The sequence below is a fragment of the Chryseobacterium sp. GM_Chr_2 genome (genome assembly GCF_026540445.1).
Lineage (GTDB): Bacteria > Bacteroidota > Bacteroidia > Flavobacteriales > Weeksellaceae > Chryseobacterium.
Map to the genome: position 1 here is coordinate 266,984 of NZ_JALNUD010000001.1, position 22,225 is coordinate 289,208.

General features: G+C 33.7%; 23 protein-coding genes and 1 tRNA gene. 6 read left to right on the top strand and 18 right to left on the bottom strand.

The window, feature by feature from the left end:
• Positions 1–47 precede the first annotated feature (47 nt).
• From OXQ85_RS01330 to OXQ85_RS01375, 10 genes are all read right to left on the bottom strand, one after another.
• Positions 48–728, bottom strand: coding sequence for a response regulator transcription factor (locus OXQ85_RS01330; protein ID WP_267401873.1), 681 nt, complete (start codon positions 726–728; stop codon positions 48–50).
• On the bottom strand, positions 697–1,407 hold the full coding sequence (locus OXQ85_RS01335) for an ATP-binding protein (RefSeq protein WP_267401874.1): 711 nt from the start codon (positions 1,405–1,407) through the stop codon (positions 697–699). Before OXQ85_RS01335 ends, OXQ85_RS01330 begins: the two co-directional genes overlap by 32 nt.
• Positions 1,408–1,472: 65 nt before the next feature.
• Positions 1,473–2,096, bottom strand: coding sequence for a hypothetical protein (locus OXQ85_RS01340; RefSeq protein WP_267401875.1), 624 nt, complete (start codon positions 2,094–2,096; stop codon positions 1,473–1,475).
• 6 nt (positions 2,097–2,102) lie between these two features.
• Positions 2,103–2,858: a hypothetical protein gene (locus OXQ85_RS01345; RefSeq protein ID WP_267401876.1), complete on the bottom strand. Its 756-nt coding sequence runs from the start codon at positions 2,856–2,858 to the stop codon at positions 2,103–2,105.
• Between the two features lie 84 nt (positions 2,859–2,942).
• Positions 2,943–3,575, bottom strand: a complete 633-nt coding sequence (locus tag OXQ85_RS01350) for a DUF5715 family protein (RefSeq protein WP_267401877.1) — start codon at positions 3,573–3,575, stop codon at positions 2,943–2,945.
• A 113-nt stretch (positions 3,576–3,688) separates the two neighbouring features.
• Positions 3,689–4,234 (bottom strand): hypothetical protein, encoded by a 546-nt coding sequence (locus OXQ85_RS01355; RefSeq protein WP_267401878.1) that lies wholly within the window; start codon positions 4,232–4,234, stop codon positions 3,689–3,691.
• A gap of 155 nt (positions 4,235–4,389) precedes the next feature.
• A complete protein-coding gene (locus OXQ85_RS01360; RefSeq protein WP_267401879.1) occupies positions 4,390–5,370 on the bottom strand; it encodes an acyl transferase in 981 nt (326 codons plus the stop codon).
• A gap of 178 nt (positions 5,371–5,548) precedes the next feature.
• The gene (locus OXQ85_RS01365) at positions 5,549–6,340 is read right to left on the bottom strand and encodes a UDP-2,3-diacylglucosamine diphosphatase (RefSeq protein WP_267401880.1); all 792 of its coding nucleotides are present in this window, start codon (positions 6,338–6,340) and stop codon (positions 5,549–5,551) included.
• An 18-nt stretch (positions 6,341–6,358) separates the two neighbouring features.
• Positions 6,359–6,805, bottom strand: coding sequence for a 6-carboxytetrahydropterin synthase QueD (gene queD / locus OXQ85_RS01370; RefSeq protein ID WP_267401881.1), 447 nt, complete (start codon positions 6,803–6,805; stop codon positions 6,359–6,361).
• A gap of 59 nt (positions 6,806–6,864) precedes the next feature.
• Complete coding sequence (locus OXQ85_RS01375; protein WP_267401882.1) at positions 6,865–7,248, bottom strand: thioesterase family protein; 384 nt, start codon at positions 7,246–7,248, stop codon at positions 6,865–6,867.
• 86 nt (positions 7,249–7,334) lie between these two features.
• On the opposite strand from OXQ85_RS01375, the gene OXQ85_RS01380 reads away from it, so the two are divergent.
• Positions 7,335–7,988: a phosphoribosyltransferase family protein gene (locus OXQ85_RS01380; protein ID WP_267401883.1), complete on the top strand. Its 654-nt coding sequence runs from the start codon at positions 7,335–7,337 to the stop codon at positions 7,986–7,988.
• A gap of 63 nt (positions 7,989–8,051) precedes the next feature.
• Here the strand turns inward: OXQ85_RS01380 and OXQ85_RS01385 are convergent, their stop codons facing one another.
• The 3 genes from OXQ85_RS01385 to der all read right to left on the bottom strand — a co-directional run bounded on the left by OXQ85_RS01385 (position 8,052) and on the right by der (position 11,900).
• A complete protein-coding gene (locus OXQ85_RS01385) occupies positions 8,052–9,503 on the bottom strand; it encodes a hypothetical protein (protein WP_267401884.1) in 1,452 nt (483 codons plus the stop codon).
• A 226-nt stretch (positions 9,504–9,729) separates the two neighbouring features.
• Entirely contained in the window at positions 9,730–10,383 is a 654-nt protein-coding gene (gene upp, locus OXQ85_RS01390; protein WP_267401885.1) for a uracil phosphoribosyltransferase, read from the bottom strand.
• Between the two features lie 206 nt (positions 10,384–10,589).
• Positions 10,590–11,900 (bottom strand): ribosome biogenesis GTPase Der, encoded by a 1,311-nt coding sequence (gene der, locus OXQ85_RS01395; RefSeq protein WP_267401886.1) that lies wholly within the window; start codon positions 11,898–11,900, stop codon positions 10,590–10,592.
• Between the two features lie 347 nt (positions 11,901–12,247).
• On the opposite strand from der, the gene OXQ85_RS01400 reads away from it, so the two are divergent.
• The 3 genes from OXQ85_RS01400 to OXQ85_RS01410 all read left to right on the top strand — a co-directional run bounded on the left by OXQ85_RS01400 (position 12,248) and on the right by OXQ85_RS01410 (position 15,711).
• Positions 12,248–12,318, top strand: a tRNA-Gln gene (locus OXQ85_RS01400).
• Positions 12,319–12,616: 298 nt separating this feature from the next.
• Positions 12,617–15,217: a hypothetical protein gene (locus OXQ85_RS01405; protein WP_267401888.1), complete on the top strand. Its 2,601-nt coding sequence runs from the start codon at positions 12,617–12,619 to the stop codon at positions 15,215–15,217.
• Positions 15,218–15,222: 5 nt separating this feature from the next.
• The gene (locus tag OXQ85_RS01410) at positions 15,223–15,711 is read left to right on the top strand and encodes an SMI1/KNR4 family protein (protein WP_267401889.1); all 489 of its coding nucleotides are present in this window, start codon (positions 15,223–15,225) and stop codon (positions 15,709–15,711) included.
• A 208-nt stretch (positions 15,712–15,919) separates the two neighbouring features.
• Here OXQ85_RS01410 and OXQ85_RS01415 read toward each other — a convergent pair whose 3' ends face one another.
• From OXQ85_RS01415 to katG, 5 genes are all read right to left on the bottom strand, one after another.
• Entirely contained in the window at positions 15,920–16,153 is a 234-nt protein-coding gene (locus tag OXQ85_RS01415) for a hypothetical protein (protein WP_267401890.1), read from the bottom strand.
• A gap of 92 nt (positions 16,154–16,245) precedes the next feature.
• A complete protein-coding gene (locus OXQ85_RS01420) occupies positions 16,246–17,145 on the bottom strand; it encodes a DMT family transporter (RefSeq protein WP_267401891.1) in 900 nt (299 codons plus the stop codon).
• 100 nt (positions 17,146–17,245) lie between these two features.
• Positions 17,246–17,809, bottom strand: a complete 564-nt coding sequence (locus tag OXQ85_RS01425) for a Crp/Fnr family transcriptional regulator (RefSeq protein WP_267401892.1) — start codon at positions 17,807–17,809, stop codon at positions 17,246–17,248.
• Positions 17,810–17,956: 147 nt separating this feature from the next.
• Complete coding sequence (locus tag OXQ85_RS01430) at positions 17,957–18,562, bottom strand: hypothetical protein (RefSeq protein ID WP_267401893.1); 606 nt, start codon at positions 18,560–18,562, stop codon at positions 17,957–17,959.
• A gap of 156 nt (positions 18,563–18,718) precedes the next feature.
• Positions 18,719–20,995, bottom strand: coding sequence for a catalase/peroxidase HPI (katG, locus tag OXQ85_RS01435; protein WP_267401894.1), 2,277 nt, complete (start codon positions 20,993–20,995; stop codon positions 18,719–18,721).
• A gap of 341 nt (positions 20,996–21,336) precedes the next feature.
• Between katG and OXQ85_RS01440 the strand changes: the two genes are divergently transcribed.
• Together OXQ85_RS01440 and OXQ85_RS01445 are read left to right on the top strand one after the other, a co-directional pair.
• Positions 21,337–21,798, top strand: coding sequence for a heme-binding domain-containing protein (locus OXQ85_RS01440; protein ID WP_267401895.1), 462 nt, complete (start codon positions 21,337–21,339; stop codon positions 21,796–21,798).
• Positions 21,799–21,810: 12 nt separating this feature from the next.
• Complete coding sequence (locus OXQ85_RS01445; protein ID WP_267401896.1) at positions 21,811–22,224, top strand: DUF393 domain-containing protein; 414 nt, start codon at positions 21,811–21,813, stop codon at positions 22,222–22,224.
• The last annotated feature ends 1 nt before the right edge of the window (position 22,225 follow it).

Genomic DNA, 22,225 nt, shown 5'->3' on the forward strand with positions numbered 1-22,225 from the left:
GAATAGCGTAAAAAGTACCAAATAAAAAAATCCGTATTTCTACGGATTTATATTTTTGTTGAAATAGAATAAATATTATTAATTATTGCGTAGATCACAATGCCTACGGTATTTTTGGCGCCAATTTTTTCCAAAACACGCTGCCTGTGACTTTCTACAGTTCTTGGGCTTATGAAGAGTTTTTCGGCGATTTCGTTGTTGGTAAACTCCTGACAGATCAGCTTTACGACATCTTTTTCACGTTCCGAAAGCTCATCTTCCATTTCGAATAAAGATCTTTTCTTTGTAGAACTGTTCATGTAAGAAAACAGCATTTGGTGATCTTCCTGAGTAAAGAAAACTCCGTTTTTATACACCATGGTAATGGCATCAATAAATGTTTTTCGGTCGGAATTTTTAGGTAAAAAAGCAGAAACGCCCAATTTTACCATATATCCTAAAATAGAAGTTTTATAATGAGAAGACAGAATAATGATTTTAAGATCGGGATACTTTTCTTTGAGAATTTCTACCAATTCAAAACCATTCATAGGTTGCATTTGCACATCTACAAGGGCAATATTTGGAAATTCTTCGGGAGATAATGCTTCTAACTTTTCAATAAAATCAGGCCCGTTATTGGAGGTAAGACTTACTGAAATGTTTTTTTCGGTAGACAATAGCATTTTCACCCCTTCGAGGATCAGTTGTTCGTCATCAATTAATGCTATCTTGATTTGGGAGTTCATTGTATGGAATTTTTATGATTAAACGGCTTCCTTTATCGATAATATTTTTCCATTTGTGTTGTGCATTCATCGATTTGATGCGGGATTCTATATTTTTGATGCCCATCCCTTTTTTTACGGCTTCATATTCAAAACTTTGTCCGTTATCTGAAATAATTACCGACAGATGGGTTTGATTATCTTTGATATAAATCCAGATTCTGGTTGCTTTAGAATGCTTCAGAACGTTGGTTGTAAACTCCTGAATAATTCGATAAAGCTGAACTTCAATAAATTTATTTTTTCTCTGAAATTTCGGACTTACGCTTAAAGCAATATTAATTCTGTTGGATAAATTGGCAATTAATTCTTCAATATATAAAACCAAGCCTACCGATTCCAGATTCACGGGATACAAAGAGTGCGAAATACTTCTTGCAGAATCAATTAAAGAAGACATCTGCCCGGAAATATTTTTTTTAATCTGCTCGTCGCCTTTCGTATCCAGATTATTCAGCCATAAAGATAAGATATTCAATCGGTTTCCGATATCATCATGAATCATAACTGCGATTCTTTTTCTTTCTTCTTCCTGAACTTTAATGTTTTCTAAAGCCAATTGTTTCTGATGCTGAATTTCAGCAAAATTCTGAGCATCTTTTTCTTTCAATATTCTGGTTACAAACGTTCTGTAGCCCATCAATATAAAAAATACGATAATTGCAAGGGTTACAATTATCAGAATAAGCAGATTGATATTTAAGGTTACTTCTTTAATTTTAAAAACGTATAAATAATTGAACAATATAAAATACTCGATAAGATATTATTGGTTCCTAAAAGCAGGTAATAATCATCTTCTTTTAAATTCGCGATCTGATTCTGGATGATAAATATAAAAACAGATACGGCGTAATAGAAAAAAATACAGGCATCTACCAACAGAAAACGGTTTTTTCGATGGCTGCCCTTAATTTCCTGTAACAACACAAAACCAGAAAGGCAAATAACCACGATATTGGAAACTACTTTTACAATATCTCCGTTCTGCGGAAAATTGAAGCCATATTTAGCGATTAAAAAAGCCAGCGTAATGAAAGACGTTACAAAAACTCCTATTTTAGATAAATTGAGCTTTCGGATGAATAAGGTTGTCAGCAGAAAAAATTCTCCTGCAATGTAGATTGGGTACAAAAACGAGGTGTCTTCAAAATGAAAAAACTGCGTGAGTACATTCGTAACCGCCTCTATGATAAAAAGAAAAGCAATATAAAGGCTATATTGCTTTTCTTCTTTTATTAATGATGAATACTTTATACCTCCCACAATACAAGCCGCAAGAAGTAGAAAGTTGGTAATTCCCCAAGTTGTTATAAAATAGCTATACATTTTAATTTAAAGCTTACAAATCGGCGGACAAGGTCTCGACCAATCGTAAGTATTTGAAATCATTTCTACACTAGCTCCCACTCCATTTTCCAACTTATCTTCTTTGTAATAAGAAATGAAAATAAGCGTTACCAAAGTTTGTTGAAAAATAGCAGAATATTTAAGCCCGAAAGAGCAAATTACTTTGTCTAAAGTTTTCCCTGATTCTGATGAAGATATATCCGCAAAAGGCACATAGAATCTTTCAAAAATATTTCTTTGTTTTGTTTGCTCGTATTTTTTAGATTCGTTGTAGAACCAATCCATACCCTCATTTCTCCAGCTTTCAATAGCAGCAACTACTTTATCCTGCTCCAAAACCGGAACATTCGCCACTGGAAAATATGTGTTTGAATTGTCGTCTATTCTTTGAAGATCATTCGAAAGAACGGCATGCTTTACCACCGTATACTGCTTGGTTTCTACCAATCTGATATCGCCGCTACATTGTGCCAATCTACTGAAGGCATATTCGTCCTGATCGATCTTATAACCTCTCTCATCAAGCGGGCAGAAAATAAGGATCAGTTTTCCGTCGTAAACTCCTACTTCTGCACAAAACTCGTTGCATTTGTTTTTATCTTTTAACCATTGAACCTGATCTGCATCAAATTCGAAAATATTACTGGTAGGAATCAGGCGTTCAACCTCCTGATATCTTTCTGAAACAGCAATCCACTCGGAAACTGCGCGTGAAAATTCATCTCTGTTTAATGTTGTCATATTGCACGGTAAATTTAGTTGCATAAAATTATGTAAACTTAATAATGTGTGCAACTATTCACGCTAAATTGAATTTAATTTAATTTAATAATTCCTTACCGTAATATGATAGCAGCTCTGTTGCTTTTCTTTGATGTAATAAATTCTACCGATGCTCGCATAATGCTTTAAAACTTTCTCCAATGCAATTTCCATTTTCGGGTTGTATCGCAAGACATCATTAAAACGTACATAAGAAATATCGAAAGAATTTCCGTAATTGTGAGAACTTATGCCCAAAGAAGCGTTTGAATTTACGCGTCGTAATCTGCATTGGTCTTCCAGCGTTCTGGTAATAGAAGAAACTGTGAATGTATGCCCTTTTGTTTCTTTGCTGAATCGGGATCCCATATTTTCAAGGGTAGCTTTTGCTTTAGAAACCATCCACGCTCGGCTGTAATCCAGCTTTTGAACTTTATATCCTTTTCCTGATTTTTTTATTTTGTGAAATTTTCCGTTGTTGATGTATTTCTGAACTGCCTTAGAATCTTTTAAAAGCTGAACCCCAAAACTTTTAGAAGCATTAAGGTGCGGCTGATAAAGCGGCGTTGCCTGTACTTTTAAAACCTCATGAAGATCGTAACAAGGCAAAACTTTCTTAATCGTTTTTTTTGAAGCCTGAGCATAATGAACACTAAAAATAAAAGACACAAAAACAACACTCAATAACTTTTTCATTAACCAGACTTTTAAATTTTCAAACAGAAAAAAGGAAATAATAAAATTTCTTTCAATAATAATACCAATCTAAGCGAATGATATTAATTAAAAATCCTATCAACTGACAGGATTTACTTTAGCTTTTTAATATCAAACGGATTTTTGAAGATCAATTCTTCATGCTTACCTTTAATTTCCATTTTTCTTTGTAGGAGATTCAATGCCATTTTTCTCAGGAAAAGATCTTTATCGTTCAGCTTCCAATAAGAATCTTCATGAACGCGTTTGGGTTTTCGGATTAAATAAAATTCCGTTTCCCAGGAATCTACATTGTGATAAAACTCGATAATCCCGCAATGATCCGGAATCATATTATGTTCCACCATTCCCATCGGCAGCAAAAAACTGAAGGCATTGCAAACATAATCTCCACAGGAAATTTTATCATGTTTTAAAAACTTTTCGCCCGTATTTGAATTTGTATATGACTTTTTGAAATCATTTTTAAAATCACTTTTAGATAATTTAATTTCAATTTCATGACTGAAACCTTCAGAGTCAATAATTAAAATATCAGCTTCCCAATCTGCCTGAAAATGATTAGTCAGTATCATTTCTTTCTCAAAATCACATTGAGAATGAATGAATGCATGAACTAATTCTTCTATTTTTAACATGATTCTTTAATCGAAATACTTTTTTTAACGCGAAGATCGCAAAGACTTTATTTTAAAATATTCTGAATATTTTTCGTTCGCAAGGGCGTTTCACTCAGCAAATGATAGCAAAATTTAATACAACTAACTCTCAAACTCTCCCACACTCAAACCCATTAGCTCACTAATAAGCTACAGCCGCGAATATCCGAGTGATCGATTCTTCCCAATACCTGAAATTGATCTCCGAAAGTTTTACCCAAATCCTGCGTTGCAATAAACGAACACGAATGAATATTAGCCAAATCAATGATATTAATCGCACCCGTTCTTCCTTCCTGTTCATAATTAAAAGGATCTTCGGCATTTCTCACCAAAATTCTCATCCAATTCGGGCATTGGTAAATATTTTCACCTAAAGAATAAGCCTGAGAAAGCAATTCCGTCATCGAATATTCGGAATAAATTTTATCTGTTTTGAAACCTTCCTGCAAAATTTTCAACAATTCGTCTTTTGTCATTTCTTCTTTCCTGCCTTTCATTCCGCCAGTTTCTATTATCGTTAAAGTGTTGGAATGTTGGAGTGTTGACGAGTTTAAGTTGCAATAATCAAGAAAATCTAATAAGGCAAATGAAACTCCGAAAAGAATGACTTTTTTATCTTTTAATTCATCTAAAAGTTTAAATAAATCTTCGTGATTGTAAAGAAAATATCCGTTTTCCGGCTTGGCAGATTTTTGCATCAAAAAATCTACCATATATATTAAGGAAGAATGCTGTTTTTCCAGATAACTCGGAAGCAGTCCCAAAAAGATAAAATCTTCAGGTTTCCCGATAAACTGTTCAAAACTTTTATAAATACTTTCCTGATAAATATTCTCGTCTGCAATGTGATGTTTAGACAAATTCATCTGTGTCGTTCCCGAACTTTGAAAATACAAGTCGGAAGTCACATTTTTATCTAAAATCTGATGATTTTTGAACATTTCAATGGGAAGAAACGGAATTTTAGCCAAGCTATCCACTTCTTCGGGATTGATTTTCAGGTAGTCAACAAATTTTTTATATACCTCAACATTGTCATACTGATAGCGAAATGTCATCAACGAGGCAGCCAAAAAGTCATGCTCTGTCTTTATGTCGAATATATTTTTCAAGATGAAATTATTTTTTTAAACTCTTTAATGATTCAAAATGAAACATTTACAAAAGAGCGTTGTTTTTTTAATGATTTTTTAATAGTAAAATTAAAAATTTGGTCAGGTTCTTGCAATTACAAAATCGGAATATGGATTAAAAACAGGGTGATTTCAAACTCATCCGAAAATTACCTCTTTATGGGGTAATTTTTTTTGTGTTTTCGCCAAATGTTTTCAATTCAAAATCGCTTTCAAAAACACCATACGTGAAATAAGAAATCCAGTCTCCAAGGTTTACATATTTCGCTTTTCCATCCAAATCCAAAACCATAGGAAGATGTCGGTGCCCGTAAATGAAATAATCGATTTTCTCTGTTTTCAGCTTTTCTTTCGAATAAATAATCAAAAACTCTTTGTCTTCGCCCAAAAATTCTTTGTCTTCGTCTCCTGAAATCATTTTATTTTTCTGAGACATATATAAAGCGATCTTCATCGCAATATCCGGATGAATCCATTTAAAAAACCACTGCGCAACAGGATTTGTAAAGACTTTTTTCATTCTTTTATATCCTTTATCGCCTGGTCCCAAACCATCGCCATGAGCCAGCAAAAACTGCTTTCCGCCCATTTCGAAATATTGCTTTTTATAGAAAACCGTGCATCCAATTTCATCTTCCAGATAATCTTTCATCCAAAGGTCATGGTTTCCTACAAAAAAATAAACGTGAATTCCTCGGTCTTTCAGTTCAGCAATTTTACCTAAAACCCGCACGTAGCCTTTGGGAATTACGTGTTTCCATTCATGCCAGAAATCAAACAGATCACCCATTAAAAATAAAACCTGAGCATCATGTTTTATCTCATCCATCCAACGAATAAAGCGTTCTTCACGCACTTTACTTTCCTTTGGATTGGGCGCACCAAAATGCTGATCTGAAGCGAAATATACTTTTTTTCCAGGTTTTAAATTGATGATCGTTTTTAACACCGTCTGAGTTTTTCTAAATTACTGATTATCTTCTGCAAACCACTCTCCGTAGGAGTTTTCAGTTTCGTGAAGTTTAAGATAAGCCAAAGAAATTCCTTCAGGAAGTCTTGATTTTATTTTTGAAGCAATAGCGTACAACATATTTTCACATGTTGGCTGGAAGGTACAATAAATCACTTTATGCCCCTGCTCTTCAAGAGAATCTCCTAACATTTTGTGTGGCGAAAGTGCATTGATAAGCACTGCATGATCCCAAACATCTACAATTTCAGATTTCACGATTGTTTTAATATCACCGAAATCTACCACCATCCCGTTTTTGGGATCCTCCAAATCATTTATAGGCTTTCCTTTCACTGTTACGAACAGTTTATAGGAATGTCCATGCATATTTTTACATTTTCCGTCGTAATTGTAAAGCACATGCGCGGTTTCGAATGTAAAAATTTTTGTAATACGTATCATAGTACAAAGATATGATAAAAGAGCTTACCAAAGAAAAAGCTTAAACTTCGATTAAGTTTTTACAACTTATCAAGCCAATTACTTTCCAATCTTTTAATTCTCTGCGTTTCTTTATCAATAAAAACCCAAAGCGTAAAAGAATCTACTACCAACTGATCGTTACAATAAAACTCCACTCTTCTTGGCTGCCGAATCCCTTCCGGAGCTTTCGGGTAAGTTTTTACGGTAATTATGTCTCCTAAATAGACCTGCTTTTTATATTGAATATGATGATCGAGAAGCATCCAGATATCATTAGGAAAATCGGTTTTGTGTTTTACAAAATCCCAGTGTTCTCCTGCTATTTCCTCAACCCAACGGACATATTGAACATTATTTACGTGATTATTTGCATCAATATGATCTTCCGTTACCGTTATTTTCTTTTCAAAAATCAAACTCATATTCAAAGATATGAACTTATTTTTTTATCTAAAAACACTACTATTTCTATTCAAAATCATTATATTTAGTTTCATAAAACACACAAATGATCTTAGATATTTTCTTTCCAAATCGTTGCCTTCATTGCAACCGAATTATTGAAGCTGATTTTCTTGTCTGCAATCTTTGTTATGAACAAATTCATTTCACTCATTTCGATTATTTTGAAAATAATTTTATCAAAGAAAAATGCAAATTATTATTTCCTGTAGAAAATACATTTGCCTTAATGCAGTTTCAAAAAGAAAATCTAAGTAGGAAAATTATTCATGAATTAAAATATAAAAGTCGAGAAAAAATTGGAAAAACCTTAGCCGAATGGACAATAGAAAATCTCAATTTTAAAAACGAAAAACCAGGTTTGTTAGTTTCTGTTCCGCTTCATCCGAAAAAATTAAAAGAAAGAGGTTATAATCAATTGCATTTATTCACTGAAACATTGTCTGAGTTTTATAAAATCCCTTTCAGTCATGATCTAATAAAAAGAAATTATTATTCAAAAGCTCAGGCTTTAAAAGATAAAAAGCACCGACTGGAAACGGAAAACACGTTTTCAATTACTAAAAATATTACGGGAAAGCATGTTTTATTAATCGACGACGTTTTCACCACAGGAAACACTTTATCAACAATTGCCTGGGAAATTTTAAAATCGGGAGAAAATAAAGTAAGTGTTTTGGTGATGGCTGTTGATGAATAATTGTAAATAAAAAAACCTCAATTTTAATAATTGAGGTTTAAAATTACTTCCAAATAATGATAATTATTTATCTATTTTTTTCATTCTGAAAGTTTCAAAATCATCTTTGTATTCAACAACTGCATTATTGCCTCTCATTAAATCATTATTGTTTTGCGATTTATAGTAAGTATTTAGAAAAGCAAGATATTGATTCATTGATTTGAAATTCATCGCCATATTATAATCAAAAGAAAACTGACCGGTATCGAAACTTTCGCCCTTCAAATTTCTATTGTAACGAAGGAATTCTGGAGTGTTGTAATTAAAGAAAGTTGCCCCTTTATCTGGCGACGGAAGTAAAAACGAAGAAAATTTCTGTTGCGATGGCAAATGACAGCTCATACAAGAAGTTATCGGTAATCTTGGATAAGTTATAACCGTTCTTGATTTTTTTTCTTTATTCACAATTACGACTTTACCATTCAACATTACACTTCCGTCATTCGGACCGCTTAACCTTCCACCCCAACCCAACGTTTCTCGGCTGTAATAAGGTGCATTATTATTAACCCAGGTTTGTTTTAATTTTACATTCTGTTTTTCTACTGATGCAAAATCTGTGGAAACATCCGGATCTAAACCCCACATTGCTCCCAACGGAACAAATTTATCCAGAATATTATTCGCCTTAACATCTTTATCGTAAACGAGAGTACTAAAAACCCAGCCCGTTTCGGGAGCCGCCTTAGAGTCTTTCACCACAACATCTATCTGAAATAAGCTTACATTTCGGTAACTGTATTTCGTTTGACCTTCCAACTGATTATAGAGTGTAAAAAGCGGAGCATCCTTCATCGCATCCCAATCGTTGCCATTCAATTCAGAGAAGGCAAACTTTACAATCACAGCCCCTTCTTTGAACTGACCTTTGTCTTTATTTAAATCAATACTAATAAAATTATTAATAGGTTGAGTACTTTTAAAATAAGACGAATCTATTTTTAGCGGAACATTTCCGTTTTTATCAAAAACCTCCCCGATCGTAAAAGCCGCCGTCGGATCATACATTACCAGCACAAACCCTTCCTGATTTTTATCAACATGCTTAAAAGTTCCTTTACCATTAGGATTTCCAGGATAGGTACCCATAATAGGATCTCTTTGACCTCCCATCCACGGCTCATGAAACCACCCGACTTCTTTAGCATTAAATTTATCTTTTTCATTAATCATTTTTGTAATGACGGGTGATGCATATTCTTTCATTTTAGACACATAAGTTTCCGCATTTTCTACTGTGATGGGTTGGTTAAATTCATTAATAAATTTAAATCCAACGCTTGGTTGTGTGCGGGGATAATCGGCATTGAGTTGAAAGAAAGCTTTTCGATCTTTAGGAATAGAATCGGAATGATTTTTAAAAGCTTGTTTTCTTACGAGATCATCTGGTATTTCCGATGTAGATTTCTTGTCGTTGGTACACGACCACAGGATAATTGAGCCTATAATAAGGCTTAAGATTGATGTTTTCATGGAATTTTTGTTTTTTTCTGGTTATTATTATTGAATCAAAAAATTCAACAGTTAAATATACAAAAAACATTAAATATAATTCAATATATAATGAAAAATCATTAACATAATTTAACAATAAAAAAATTATATTCTGTTTTTCAAAACAAAACTCACCAATCACTAAACATAAAAAAAGGCTATATTCAAGATGAATACAGCCTTTAACCGTTATATTAAAAATAAATTATCTCTGTAATTTTTCACCATAACTCAAATCTCCTGCATCACCCAAACCTGGGGTAATATATCCTTTTGAAGTTAAGCTTTCGTCGATTGCTCCTACCCAAATTTTTGCATTTGGATATGCTTTTTCAATCGTTTCAACCCCCTGTCTTGAAGCGATTGCAGCCACAATATGAAGTTGAGAAGGATTTCCGTTGGTTAATAAATCTTTGATCGCTTCAATTAAAGAAGCCCCCGTTGCCAACATCGGATCTCCTACAATTAGAGGTCTTCCTTCGATATTCGGGCAAGTTAAATAATCTTGCTTGATAGAAAAATAATCGTTCGCATCGTGTTTTCTGTAAGCCGCTACAAAACCACAATCTGCTCTGTCAAAATAATTTAAAAGACCTTCAAATAAAGGAACTCCAGCTCTTAAAATAGTAGTAATAACGGGCTGAACAGCGATTTCCTTCACTTTAATAGTATCTAAAGGCGTCTGAATTTCCACTTCTTTCTGCTCCAAACCTTTACTGATTTCGAAAGCTGCAATTTCCCCGATTCTTTCCATATTTCTACGGAATCTCATTCGGTCATGCTGAATGTCAACGTTTCTTAGTTCATTAATCCAAGTATTCACTAAAGAAAATTGTTCTGATAATACGACTGTATTCATTATTTTGAAATAACTTTTTTAAGTTTAAATTTAATTTTGAATATTTTTTTAATGCAAAGCACACAAAGATTTTTTGACTACTTTTCGTTTTTAAGTTCACAAAGGCGTTTTACTTAATAAAGACCACTAAGATGTCCAATTTATTCAAAATTATTAATATTTTAAGAATAAAATCCCTCTTAGAAAAATCTAAAAGGGATTGTAAATTATTTTTGTCTGAAATATACTTCAATTGGAACTCCGGTAAACCCGAATTCTTTTCTCAATTGGTTTTCAGTAAATCTTTTGTATGGTTCTTTTACGTATTGCGGTAAATTACAGAAGAATACAAACTGTGGCGACGGCGTTGGAAGCTGTACGCAATATTTGATTTTAATGTATTTCCCTTTGTTTGCTGGTGGCGGGGTTCCTTCGAAAATAGGAAGCATCACTTCATTTAGTTTTGAAGTTTTAATCTTCTTCTTACGATCGTCATATACCTTCATCGCCATGTCAACAGCTTTTAAAATTCGCTGTTTCGTTAATGCTGAAACGAATAAAATTGGAATATCTTGGAATTGCCCGATTTTATCTTTGATTGATTTTTCGAAATCACGCATTGTGTTGGTTTCCTTGTCTTCAATCAAATCCCACTTATTCACCAAGATTACGATTCCTTTTCTGTTTTTCTGAGCTAAACCGAAAATATTCATATCCTGAGATTCCCAACCCTGCGTTGCATCAACCATGATAATTACAACGTCAGAATACTCAATAGAACGAATAGAACGCATTACAGAATAGAATTCCAAATCTTCGTTTACCTTAGATTTTCTTCTCATTCCGGCAGTATCCACCAATACAAACTCGTGCCCGAATTTGTTGTAAAGCGTTTGAATACTGTCTCTTGTAGTTCCCGCAATATCGGTTACGATATTTCTTTCCACATCAAGCAAAGCATTCGTCATTGTAGATTTTCCTACGTTCGGACGACCTGCGATTGTGATTTTTGGCAATCCTTCGAAAGGATCCTTATATTCAGTTGTCGGGAAATCTTTTACAATATCATCCAACAAATCTCCTGTTCCTGAACCAGTTGCAGAAGACAAAGTATAATATTTATCGATTCCTAATTGATAGAATTCCGTTGCTGGAAGCTCTTCTTTTGAAGAATCTACTTTGTTGATAACAATATAAATAGGTTTGTTTGATCTTCTTAAAAGTCTGTAGATTTCGTAATCTGTATCAGTAAGGCCTTCTTCCACATTCATCATAAAAATGATAGAAGTTGCCTCATCTACAGCCAATTGTACTTGCTTACGGATTTCTTCTTCAAAGATATCATCCGTTCCTACATCATAACCACCGGTATCGATTACGGTAAAATCTACCCCATTCCAGTCAGATTTTCCGTAGTGACGGTCTCTGGTTACACCTGCAGTAGAGTCTACAATAGCTTCTCTTCTTTCTAATAAACGATTAAATAACGTGGATTTTCCTACGTTGGGACGGCCAACGATTGCGACAATATTCGACATAAAAATGTTTAATAATCCTTTGCCAAAGCTCAGGATATGTTATTAATGGGTTTCTCCAACTTTTGGAGCCCAATTTTTTGCAAAGATATGATTTTTATTTGATTTGATTTTTTGAAAAAGAAAAACTGGAAAGAATTATAAGCAAATTTACTTATAAGGTTATTGCTAAATATTTAGTCTTTCAATTAGCTGAACCTAAAAATATAGCTTTCATTCGAAAAAATATTCATAAAATAATTCTTTGAATATCAATAAACAAAGGCATTTCATGAAATTTTTATTGATTAATTTCAACTTTAAATTTTTATTTTCAAAATAAATTTTCTAATTTCGCGGAACAGAAATACAGACTCATGGTGTAGCGGTAACACTACTGATTTTGGTTCAGTCATCTGGGGTTCGAATCCCTGTGAGTCTACGAAAAACCATCCTTGCTAGGATGGTTTTTTTTGCTTTTTAATTACAGCTTGCGCAATATTTTTCCATTTATACAGGATCAAACAGATTTTATCCAGTACACTTTACTTTTTTTTCCTTCGTTCTGAAACTGATCCCTGATCCCATATCAGTCCCACTAAAATTACAAAATAGCTACCAAGTAAAAACTCTGTCAAAAAAATTAAAATTACTTCAAACACGTCAACTTATGGCGTGACCTAGGATTAGCTTTGCTTTAGAAACATTTAAACAAAATATTAATTACTAAAACACAGCTTATGGAAGAATTTGATGACGAATTTGGTGATTTATCCCAGTTCAAAACACTCTCTTTTGAAGAAGTAAATCAAGAATTTAAAGGAAACAAAACTTTTACTAATACAATTATCAGCAAAGATGATTCTCCTGATTACAGAAGCCCATTTCATGATTACAGAAATACTCCTTTAGGATATTCTTATCTTATTGATAATCCTGTATCTGTCTTTCCTTCAACTGGAATAGATGATAAAGGCGTGAAAGGATACGAGTATCAAGCTCAGGTATTACCTTGCGAGAATGGTTCTCAGGTATTGGGAAGCTATAATGCCAACAAAAGAGAACCTCAAAGTCTTTTTCTTTTCTATGAAAAACCAGACTCTAAGAAGTCCAACTTTGCAGGTGATTTTTGCATTGCCAAGATGGGAGATTATTTTGTCCAGCTTTTTAAGAGATTTCCTGAACCATTACCCTCCAGTGTTGGTGGGAAATTCTTTAAGAACATTACCTCTATGGAAGATGAAGCTGCTTATCTAGCACAGTTGGCTTATACTTATGAAGGAGATAAGATTAATGCTACTATTGCTCGTGATGCATTAATGAGAGAATATCAGTTTTATACTGGTGATAGGAGGTTTGAAGAAATTATAGGTAATATTACCTCCATTCCTGCTGATGCTTTTGGATGGTGTGCAGAACAACTAGAAAATTTAAAACCTACAGAGAAGAATTATAATCCTGAATCCAAAGACTATACTCCTTTAGTACCTATTGTAATAGGTGCAGGACTAATCCCCATACCCATCAATGTGAATAAAGCATCTCAATTCTTTGAGAACCTGGGGAACAATCCTTTTGTTCAGGGATCAGAGGTTGCCTTTACCCAAGTTTGGGAATTGGTAAAACAGGCAGCAAGTAAAGTCAAAGATGCTTCTATTGAACATCTTCCTGATGCTTTCAAAGGACTTGTAGAGAAAATTAGTAGTGTGATTAATACTATTAAAAACTTTCTTTCTGAGGTTAAGGATGAATTGGTAGAACTAGCCAAGATAGGTGTAGAAGTTTTGAAAGTAGCTAATGCTTTTTACTGTGGTATTAACAGTGGTCTTATTGGTCTTTTACAATGTATTTTATACATCTTACAGTTTCTTTTTCAACCAACAACAGCTTTATCTTATGAACAATATAAGGACAGAAGAGATTTATTAGAAAAAGCAGAAGACGTGCTAGACTGGGCATTAGTGAATATTCCTGAATTTTTGAAAGGAGTTAAAAATATTTTCAGTTCAGGTGATAGTATCTCCCAATCTGATTTTGAGGGTATATTTGACAAGATGAAGGAGTATTGGGACAAGGTTTCTCGTTACACAATAGCATTTTATGTAGGTATTGTCTTTTTTGAGTTCATCATTAATATTTTACTTTTTATTTTTACTGAAGGTGCAGGAAATGTTATAAAAGGAACCACCTATGTACAAAAAGCTGCTAGTCTATTAAAAGTAATAACAAGGGAAGCAATGTCAGCTGTTACATTTGGAATTACAGATTTACTCACTCTTTTAGGAAAACTTATCTTTAGATTTGGAAAAGCATGCCTCAATGGTTTCAAAGGTTTTATAAATTTTATTGAGGAACTATTGCAAGGTGCTAAGAATGGTGCTAAAGCTGAGGATTTAGCTGAAGAAGCAAAGGACATTGTGGGAGTTATTATTCAAGGAAAAACCCTAAGAGGATTAATTGCTCAAGACATAAAGAGATGGCTACAAGCAAAATACAGAATTGGTAGAGCTACACTTGAATTGTTAGAGGAATTAGGACTTACTATCATTCGAAATATAAACGACCGATTGAAAGGCGCAAAAGTACTTGAAACATCTGAGGGTTTTATTGTAAAATATGGTAATGATGATATTTTAGAAGGAACTGGTGATGCAATTAAAAAGTTCTCTAAGAAGATTGAAGATATTAGTAGGTCTGGAGGGAAAAGTGCTGCTAAGCAATATATTGATGAATTAAAAGATATTCAAAAATATATTAAGACAAGAAAAGCTCTTAAAGAAAGTTTAAATGAAGCAACTTTATTAGCTAAATTTAAGAATACTTTTACCATAAAACATTTTGATGCCGTTGCCTATTATGAAAAAATGGTTAAGAAATATCCAAAACTAAGAGGTATAACGGATGAAATGGGGAATGTAAGGCAAGTAAATTTTGCTGAGTTTACGATAGGTAAAACTAAAAATGGTAAATTTGAAAAAGTAGAAGAGTTGTATCATTCTGGGCAAGATGAATTCTATAGAAATGACTTTACCCATCCCTTCGAAAAAGGAGACCAGTTGACAAATACCTTTAAAAAAGGAATTTCAGATTTAGATGGTAATTCTCGAAGAAATGATAGTGAAGCAAAGTTTATCCTTAATTTTATACGAAAACACCTTCATACCGCAGATGAATTTGTAATAGAAACAAGGAATATTTATTTCACATGTACTTCATGCCAGAGAGAAATGCTTATGCTTCAGGAATATGCAACGGGTTTAGGTAAAAAAATGGAAATTATTATTCATGGAGATGAAAGTATTTTAGGAGGAGCTCAATTATTTGAAAAAATGAAAAAATAAAAATTATGGAAATAGTATATTTAAAAAAATACAAACAATACATAGAAAATGGAATTGGTAGGTTATATAGCACATTCGGCTCGCCGAGAGGATTAAGTGAAGCTGAAATTTCACAAATGGAATTGGAAATGAATAATGGCTTACCTTTCCCCAAAGCATATAAAGAATTCTTGTTTTTAGGAGGAGAATTCAGTACGATACAGTTAAATCATTATGGCAAAAAGACCCCAAAAGGCACAGAATTTTTTAAAAGCGGATTAAAAAAGAGAAAAATTAATATGGTTCGCCCGTTTGCTATACTTAATGTATTGGATGGAGAATCTGGAACATTTATTTATTTAGATGAAGGAGATAATCCACAACCGAAAAACTGTTCATTACATGAATCTTATGATAGTGATGATGATGAGATTATTTGGAATACTCCCTATAAAACTTTTTCAGAAATGATAGATAAACGTGTTTATCTTGCTGAAAATAATTTAGCAGTTTAATAATCAAAATATACTGTTTTAACAAAGTCTCTTTTTTAAATTATCTGTCCCGTCCTAAAATAAGTTTATTTTGTGTGAACTTATTTTAGGACGGGACATTGAAAACTATTAAGGACTACACTTCATATAAAATATTAAAATAAATCCCTATAATAACTTGTGCCTGTGTGTCTACAAAAAACCATCCTTTTTAGGATGGTTTTTTCTTTTAGTTACAACCTACACAATATTTTTTATCAACATATTCTTTATTTCCTCCTGACGATAAATAATAGCAACCTCCTTTTTCTCCTACATAAAGTTTATGCCCATTATAGGTACAATATCCAGAACTATTATTGTAGTTGGAATCGCTACCGCCATCTCGATCACTTTCTCCACCGCCGCTTTCGCAAGAATAAATTGTTAATGATAATACAATAAGTAATGATAATTTTTTCATGGTTTAATTTTAATAGTTGAAATTCTATGTGGCAAAACTAAACCATGATTAAAACTAAAAAATACGGGAAACCATAAAGCAGAATTTAGTACTTACAAATCAACTACCTTTTCATTTTTACTCTTCCTCTTCTCCGAAACAATACTCAAAACCACTCCAAAAGTAATCAATCCAACGCCTAGTGCTAAATTCAAAGTAAAATCTTCACTGAAAAATAAAACGCTTACGACAACGGCGACAATCGGTTCCAAAGCTCCCATAATCGAGCTTGGTGTAGAACCTATTAATTTGATAGCATACACTAGCGTTAAAATTGAAAGAACAGTGGTAATTAATGCAAATAAGGAAAGATTAAAGAAAATTTTCACATCAGGAATTATCAACGAATCTCCCATTAGTAAAGCTTTAATCAAATAATAAAAAGAAGAAAATAACATCGAGTAAAAGGTGATTTTTAAACTTGAACCTTCAATTTTCACTTTATTTACGGTCACAATATATAATGCATAGAAAACCGCGCTCAACGTTGCAATGCACAATCCCAAAATGTTAATATCAAAAACAGAATCTTTAATACTTAAAATAAAAACGCCAAAAACCGTTATGAATAAAGATAAAACCGTCAGTTTAGTAATTGCTTCTTTAAAGACAAAGAAGACAATTAAAGCCACGATCACCGGATAAACGAAAAATATGGTTGAGGCAATTCCGGGAGTGAGATAATCGTAGCCAAGGAAAAGAAATTCAGACATTAACGCGAAAAAAATTCCGAGGATGAATAAAACAAAAGTTTCTTTTCCAGAAATTTTCAACGATTCTTTTTTATAAATCAGCAAAGGAAGAATAAACAATGCCGAAAGAAAAAACCTGTAAAATAAGGTAATATTCATCGAGAAACCAATCGTTTTCAGAGGTAAGATAAACAAAGGAATCAAACCATAAGAAACCGAAGAAATAATTGCCGAAATATAACCTTTTGTCTTTGTATTCATAGCGAAAATTCGCGCACTTTTTAACACAAAAGCAAAGTTTTCAATAAAAATTCTTTCCGCAAATGATTTACATCACCGTTTTGATGTGATCTAAGTCAAATCAAGGTTTAGAAATTCGACTTAAAGTTTCTCTGGAAATTCCCAGATAAGAAGCAATAATTGATTTTGGAACTCGCTGAATCAACATAGGATATTGTTGTAGGAAAATTTCGTAACGCTCTTTGGCATCATTACACAACAATGAAACCAAGCGTTTTTGGAACGCAGCATACGCTCCTTCGATTTTTTTCCGAAAGAAATATTCCATTTCAGGCAATTCTCTGCAAAGTTTTTCTCGATAGTCGAAAGAAAGTACCAGTAATTCACAATCTTCCAGACATTCCACATTCAATGTTGCCGTTCTTTTCTTGAAATACGCGTCGTAATCGCTAATCCACCAATCTTCCATAGCAAATCGTATAATTCGGTCTTTCCCGTCTTCCGAGATTACGGAAGCTTTCAGACAACCTTTCAGCACCCAATATTCAAAATGAACCGCATCGCCTTCCTGAATTAAAAATCGATGTTTTTTAATAATCTTTGATTTGAAAAAAGAAAAGATATAGTTAAACTTTTCGTCTGTAAGAGGTGATAATTTTTCAATATGTTGTCTAAATTCTTCCATTCATCAAAAAAATCATTGGAGCATACATTTATAAAGTTTGATAAATATATTAAAAAATCGCTTAAAATAAATAAAAAAGACCATTCTTAAAAAGAACAGTCTTTCAATTTTTAATGACTACCTGACTCATATCAGGTATCCCTTTAATTAATACCTAGAAATTACCGCCCAGGCAGAACCCGTACTCTGAACAACAATTCCTTTTCCCCAATCATTAGTATTCAATCCATAATTGGAAAAATTGCTTCCGTTGATCCTGAAAGTACCGTTAATTGTAATATTTCCGCTGGTGTCATTAATCAAATTATAAATTTTTCCCTGATTGGAACTATTTGCCGCCGGAAGAGCAATATTCCCGGTAAGAAGAAGTGTATAATCGTCATTGGTCGCCATCCCTGTATTCATTGTTCTGATTTTTTTATCTTCAGATGAAATCAATTTAGCCCAACGATTTACGGCTGGATCTCCGTTAAAAAAATAATACCCCGATGCATTAACTTCCTGTGTTTGTCCTGATGGTGAGGTGTCGGGTGTGGTTACGTACACCAAAGCTCCGGTTTGAGAAGAAGTATAGGTTTTTGATCTCAACTGATCTCCTGAAATTCGAGGAGCGATAATTCCGTCTAATTTGCTGTTATCTGCCGGATTTCCAACTACATCTAAAGTCGCATTAGGAAGCTCGGTATTAAAACCTACCTGAGCAAAAGTGAAAGAGCCTACCAATAGTAAGGCAGGAAATAATTTTTTCGTCATGTCTTGAATTTTGTTGTTTTTTCAAAACAAATGTAAATTTTTATTTCTAATTAATGCTAAAATCACCAACAAAAAACCAAAATATTCACATAAAAAAAAAGGCAATCTTATCGATTACCTTTAATTATTATGCTAAACATTGTAATTTTAATAAATTTATTTTAAATCAAAACGATCGGCATTCATCACTTTTACCCAAGCTGAAACGAAATCTTTTACAAACTTTTCTTTAGCATCAGAACTTGCATACACCTCAGCGATTGCTCTCAATTCTGAATTGGAACCGAAAACTAAATCTGCGCGGCTTGCCGTCCATCTTTTCTCTCCGGTTGAGCGGTCGGTTCCTTCATACAATTCGTTATCTGGAGATGCAGCTTTCCATTGAGTTTTCATATCTAATAAATTCACAAAGAAATCATTCGTTAAAACACCCGGTTGGTGAGTAAAAATTCCGTGATTTGAACCATCAAAATTTGCATTTAAAGCTCTCATACCCCCGACTAAAACAGTTAATTCCGGAGCTGTAAGATTCAACAATTGCGCTTTATCAATTAATAAAGATTCTGTAGAAACAGCAAATTTTTTCTTTAAATAATTTCTAAATCCGTCTGCTGCAGGTTCCAAATATCCCATCGATTCAACATCAGTCTGCTCCTGAGAAGCGTCTGTTCTTCCCGGTGCGAAAGGTACAATAATAGTATGTCCAGCATCTTTCGCAGATTTTTCAATACCTGCACTTCCAGCAAGAACGATTAAATCAGCTATTGAAACTTTTTTACCTCCTGTTTGATTTTCATTAAATTCTTTCTGAATATTTTCTAAAGTATTTAAAACTTTTTGAAGCTGAGTCGGATTGTTTACCGCCCAATATCTTTGCGGAGCCAAACGAATTCTCGCACCGTTTGCACCTCCACGTTTATCGCTTCCTCTAAATGTTGAAGCCGAAGCCCATGCTGTTGAAACCAATTCAGAAACTGATAATCCTGAATTTAAGATTTTAGATTTAAGAGATTCTACATCAGAATTGCTGATTAATTCATGATCTACTTCAGGAATCGGATCCTGCCAGATCAATTCTTCCGTCGGAACTTCAGAACCTAAATAACGGGCTCTTGGCCCCATGTCTCTGTGAGTCAGTTTAAACCAAGCTCTTGCAAAAGCATCAGCAAACGCATCAGGATTTTCATAAAACTTCCTTGAAATTTTTTCATAGATAGGATCGAACCTCAACGATAAATCCGTTGTCAACATGGTTGCTCTGTGTTTTTTAGCAGGATCAAAGGCATCAGGAATAATTTCTGCTCCATTTTTCGCTACCCACTGATGAGCACCTGCAGGGCTTTTCGTTAATTCCCATTCGTTTTCGAAAAGGTTTTTAAAGAAATAATTGCTCCATTCTGTAGGAGTTTCCGTCCAAGTTACTTCCAATCCGCTGGAAATGGCATCCGTTCCTTTTCCTGATTTATAAGAACTGCTCCAACCTAATCCCTGATTTTCGATTCCTGCCGCTTCCGGTTCTTTTCCAACATGATCTGCGGGGCCAGCACCATGAGTTTTACCGAAAGTATGTCCTCCGGCAATTAAAGCAACCGTTTCTTCATCGTTCATGGCCATTCTTCCGAAGGTATCACGAATATCTTTTGCCGCTGCAATTGGATCAGGATTCCCGTCCGGACCTTCAGGATTTACATAAATAAGTCCCATTTGTACCGCAGCCAAAGGTTTTTCTAAATTTCTTGAATGAATATCACCATCGGCATTATCGTCACTTGGCAAAACTCCATGTCCAGGAACGCCTTCTGAACCGTGAGCATAACGAATATCTCCGCCTAGCCAAGTTTTTTCCATTCCCCAATAAACATCCTGATCTGGTTCCCAAACGTCTTCACGACCTCCGGCAAAACCAAATGTTTTGAATCCCATCGATTCCAAAGCAATATTTCCTGTTAAAATCAATAAATCTGCCCAAGAAATATTTCTTCCATATTTTTGCTTGATAGGCCATAAAAGCCTTCTCGCTTTATCCAAACTTACATTATCCGGCCAGCTGTTTAATGGTGCAAAACGCTGTTGTCCCGCGCCTGCTCCACCTCTACCATCGCCTACTCTATACGTTCCTGCACTATGCCAAGCCATACGAATGAACAAAGGACCATAGTGTCCGAAATCAGCTGGCCACCAATCCTGAGAATCTGTCATTAATGCGTGAAGATCTTGTTTCACAGCTTCCAGATCAAGGCTTTTAAATGCTTCTGCGTAATTAAAATCTTCATCCATAGGATTTGAAAGTGAGGAATGCTGACGAAGAATGTCAACTCTTAATTGATCGGGCCACCAGTCTAGGTTTTTAGTACCTCCGCCGGCAACATTTTCTTTTTTCATTGTCCCATTATGAAACGGGCACTTGCTGATATCATTTGAATCTTTTTCCATTGTCGTTTAAATTTTTTATGTTGATTACAATTAAATTTTCTGTTTAATAACAAGGCAAACCTACAACAGTTTTAAAATAAATACAATCTATCAAAAATATTTTTACAATAGTAAAAAACTATAATAAGTTTTAAAATATTGATTTGGTGATGTTATACTCACAAATAGTTTAACAATGCACTTAAGATAGTAATATTTTATCTTAAATTAAATAAAAACAATTATAAAAGATTCATATTTAGAATAATTCAACACAGTGTTAATATTTTCATAATTATTAAAGTTTTTAATTACGAAAAATTTAATTAACTTTATCTGTTTACAAACATGAATTTTTGGATATGAAAAAAATATTAATTGTTGTTCTTGTCGCTTTTATTATCATTCAGTTCTTCCCGATTGACAAGACGAATCCTGCTCCTACTCCCGGGATGGATTTTTTGAAAATTAAGAAAACTCCGACTGATGTGGCTAAAATCATCAACACATCCTGCTACGACTGCCATTCTAATGAAACAAAATATCCTTGGTATGCCGATATTGCCCCTTCTTCTTGGTTGGTAAAAAATCATATTAATGAAGGTAGAAAACATTTAAATTTCTCTACCTTTGCTGTATATGAGCCTAAAAGACAAGCTCATAAACTGGAAGAATGTATTGAAATGGTTGAAAAAAAGGAAATGCCGCTGGAGTCTTATTATATAGGTCATCAGGATGCAAAGCTGACCGATGAACAGCGAAAAATTTTAGTTCAATATTTCAAGAAAATGAAAGAGGAAACGGAAAGAGCAATGGTATTTTAAAACTGAGAAATCATGCAGGAAAACTGGCAAAACAAACATATTGTATTTTTCGACGGCGAATGTGGCGTCTGTAATTTTTGGGTACAATGGATTTTGGAAAGAGACAAAAACGATCAATTCATGTTTGCCTCTCTCCAATCTGATTTCGGACAGAAATTTTTATCCGAAAGAGGATTAAAAACCACAGATTTCAGCACTATGTATTTGTGGAATCCCAATAAATATTATCTTGTAAAGTCGAGTGCCGTTCTTCAGATCGCCAATTTATTAGGTGGAATTTATAAACTTTCAGGCATTGGAAAATTACTCCCTAAATTTTTTAGCGATAAAATATATGATCTAGTTTCTAGAAACAGAATGAAGTTGGCAAATCAGAAATGTTATTTGCCTACGCCGCATCAAAAGAAGAAATTTATTGAGGTTTAAA

Coding starts and splice junctions, on each gene's coding strand:
- OXQ85_RS01330 (WP_267401873.1), bottom strand. CDS start 728: ATGAACTCCCAAATCAAGATAGCATTAATTGATGACGAACAACTGATC.
- OXQ85_RS01335 (WP_267401874.1), bottom strand. CDS start 1,407: ATGGGCTACAGAACGTTTGTAACCAGAATATTGAAAGAAAAAGATGCT.
- OXQ85_RS01340 (WP_267401875.1), bottom strand. CDS start 2,096: ATGTATAGCTATTTTATAACAACTTGGGGAATTACCAACTTTCTACTT.
- OXQ85_RS01345 (WP_267401876.1), bottom strand. CDS start 2,858: ATGACAACATTAAACAGAGATGAATTTTCACGCGCAGTTTCCGAGTGG.
- OXQ85_RS01350 (WP_267401877.1), bottom strand. CDS start 3,575: ATGAAAAAGTTATTGAGTGTTGTTTTTGTGTCTTTTATTTTTAGTGTT.
- OXQ85_RS01355 (WP_267401878.1), bottom strand. CDS start 4,234: ATGTTAAAAATAGAAGAATTAGTTCATGCATTCATTCATTCTCAATGT.
- queD (WP_267401881.1), bottom strand. CDS start 6,805: ATGATACGTATTACAAAAATTTTTACATTCGAAACCGCGCATGTGCTT.
- OXQ85_RS01375 (WP_267401882.1), bottom strand. CDS start 7,248: ATGAGTTTGATTTTTGAAAAGAAAATAACGGTAACGGAAGATCATATT.
- OXQ85_RS01380 (WP_267401883.1), top strand. CDS start 7,335: ATGATCTTAGATATTTTCTTTCCAAATCGTTGCCTTCATTGCAACCGA.
- OXQ85_RS01385 (WP_267401884.1), bottom strand. CDS start 9,503: ATGAAAACATCAATCTTAAGCCTTATTATAGGCTCAATTATCCTGTGG.
- upp (WP_267401885.1), bottom strand. CDS start 10,383: ATGAATACAGTCGTATTATCAGAACAATTTTCTTTAGTGAATACTTGG.
- der (WP_267401886.1), bottom strand. CDS start 11,900: ATGTCGAATATTGTCGCAATCGTTGGCCGTCCCAACGTAGGAAAATCC.
- OXQ85_RS01405 (WP_267401888.1), top strand. CDS start 12,617: ATGGAAGAATTTGATGACGAATTTGGTGATTTATCCCAGTTCAAAACA.
- OXQ85_RS01410 (WP_267401889.1), top strand. CDS start 15,223: ATGGAAATAGTATATTTAAAAAAATACAAACAATACATAGAAAATGGA.
- OXQ85_RS01415 (WP_267401890.1), bottom strand. CDS start 16,153: ATGAAAAAATTATCATTACTTATTGTATTATCATTAACAATTTATTCT.
- OXQ85_RS01420 (WP_267401891.1), bottom strand. CDS start 17,145: ATGAATACAAAGACAAAAGGTTATATTTCGGCAATTATTTCTTCGGTT.
- OXQ85_RS01425 (WP_267401892.1), bottom strand. CDS start 17,809: ATGGAAGAATTTAGACAACATATTGAAAAATTATCACCTCTTACAGAC.
- OXQ85_RS01430 (WP_267401893.1), bottom strand. CDS start 18,562: ATGACGAAAAAATTATTTCCTGCCTTACTATTGGTAGGCTCTTTCACT.
- katG (WP_267401894.1), bottom strand. CDS start 20,995: ATGGAAAAAGATTCAAATGATATCAGCAAGTGCCCGTTTCATAATGGG.
- OXQ85_RS01440 (WP_267401895.1), top strand. CDS start 21,337: ATGAAAAAAATATTAATTGTTGTTCTTGTCGCTTTTATTATCATTCAG.
- OXQ85_RS01445 (WP_267401896.1), top strand. CDS start 21,811: ATGCAGGAAAACTGGCAAAACAAACATATTGTATTTTTCGACGGCGAA.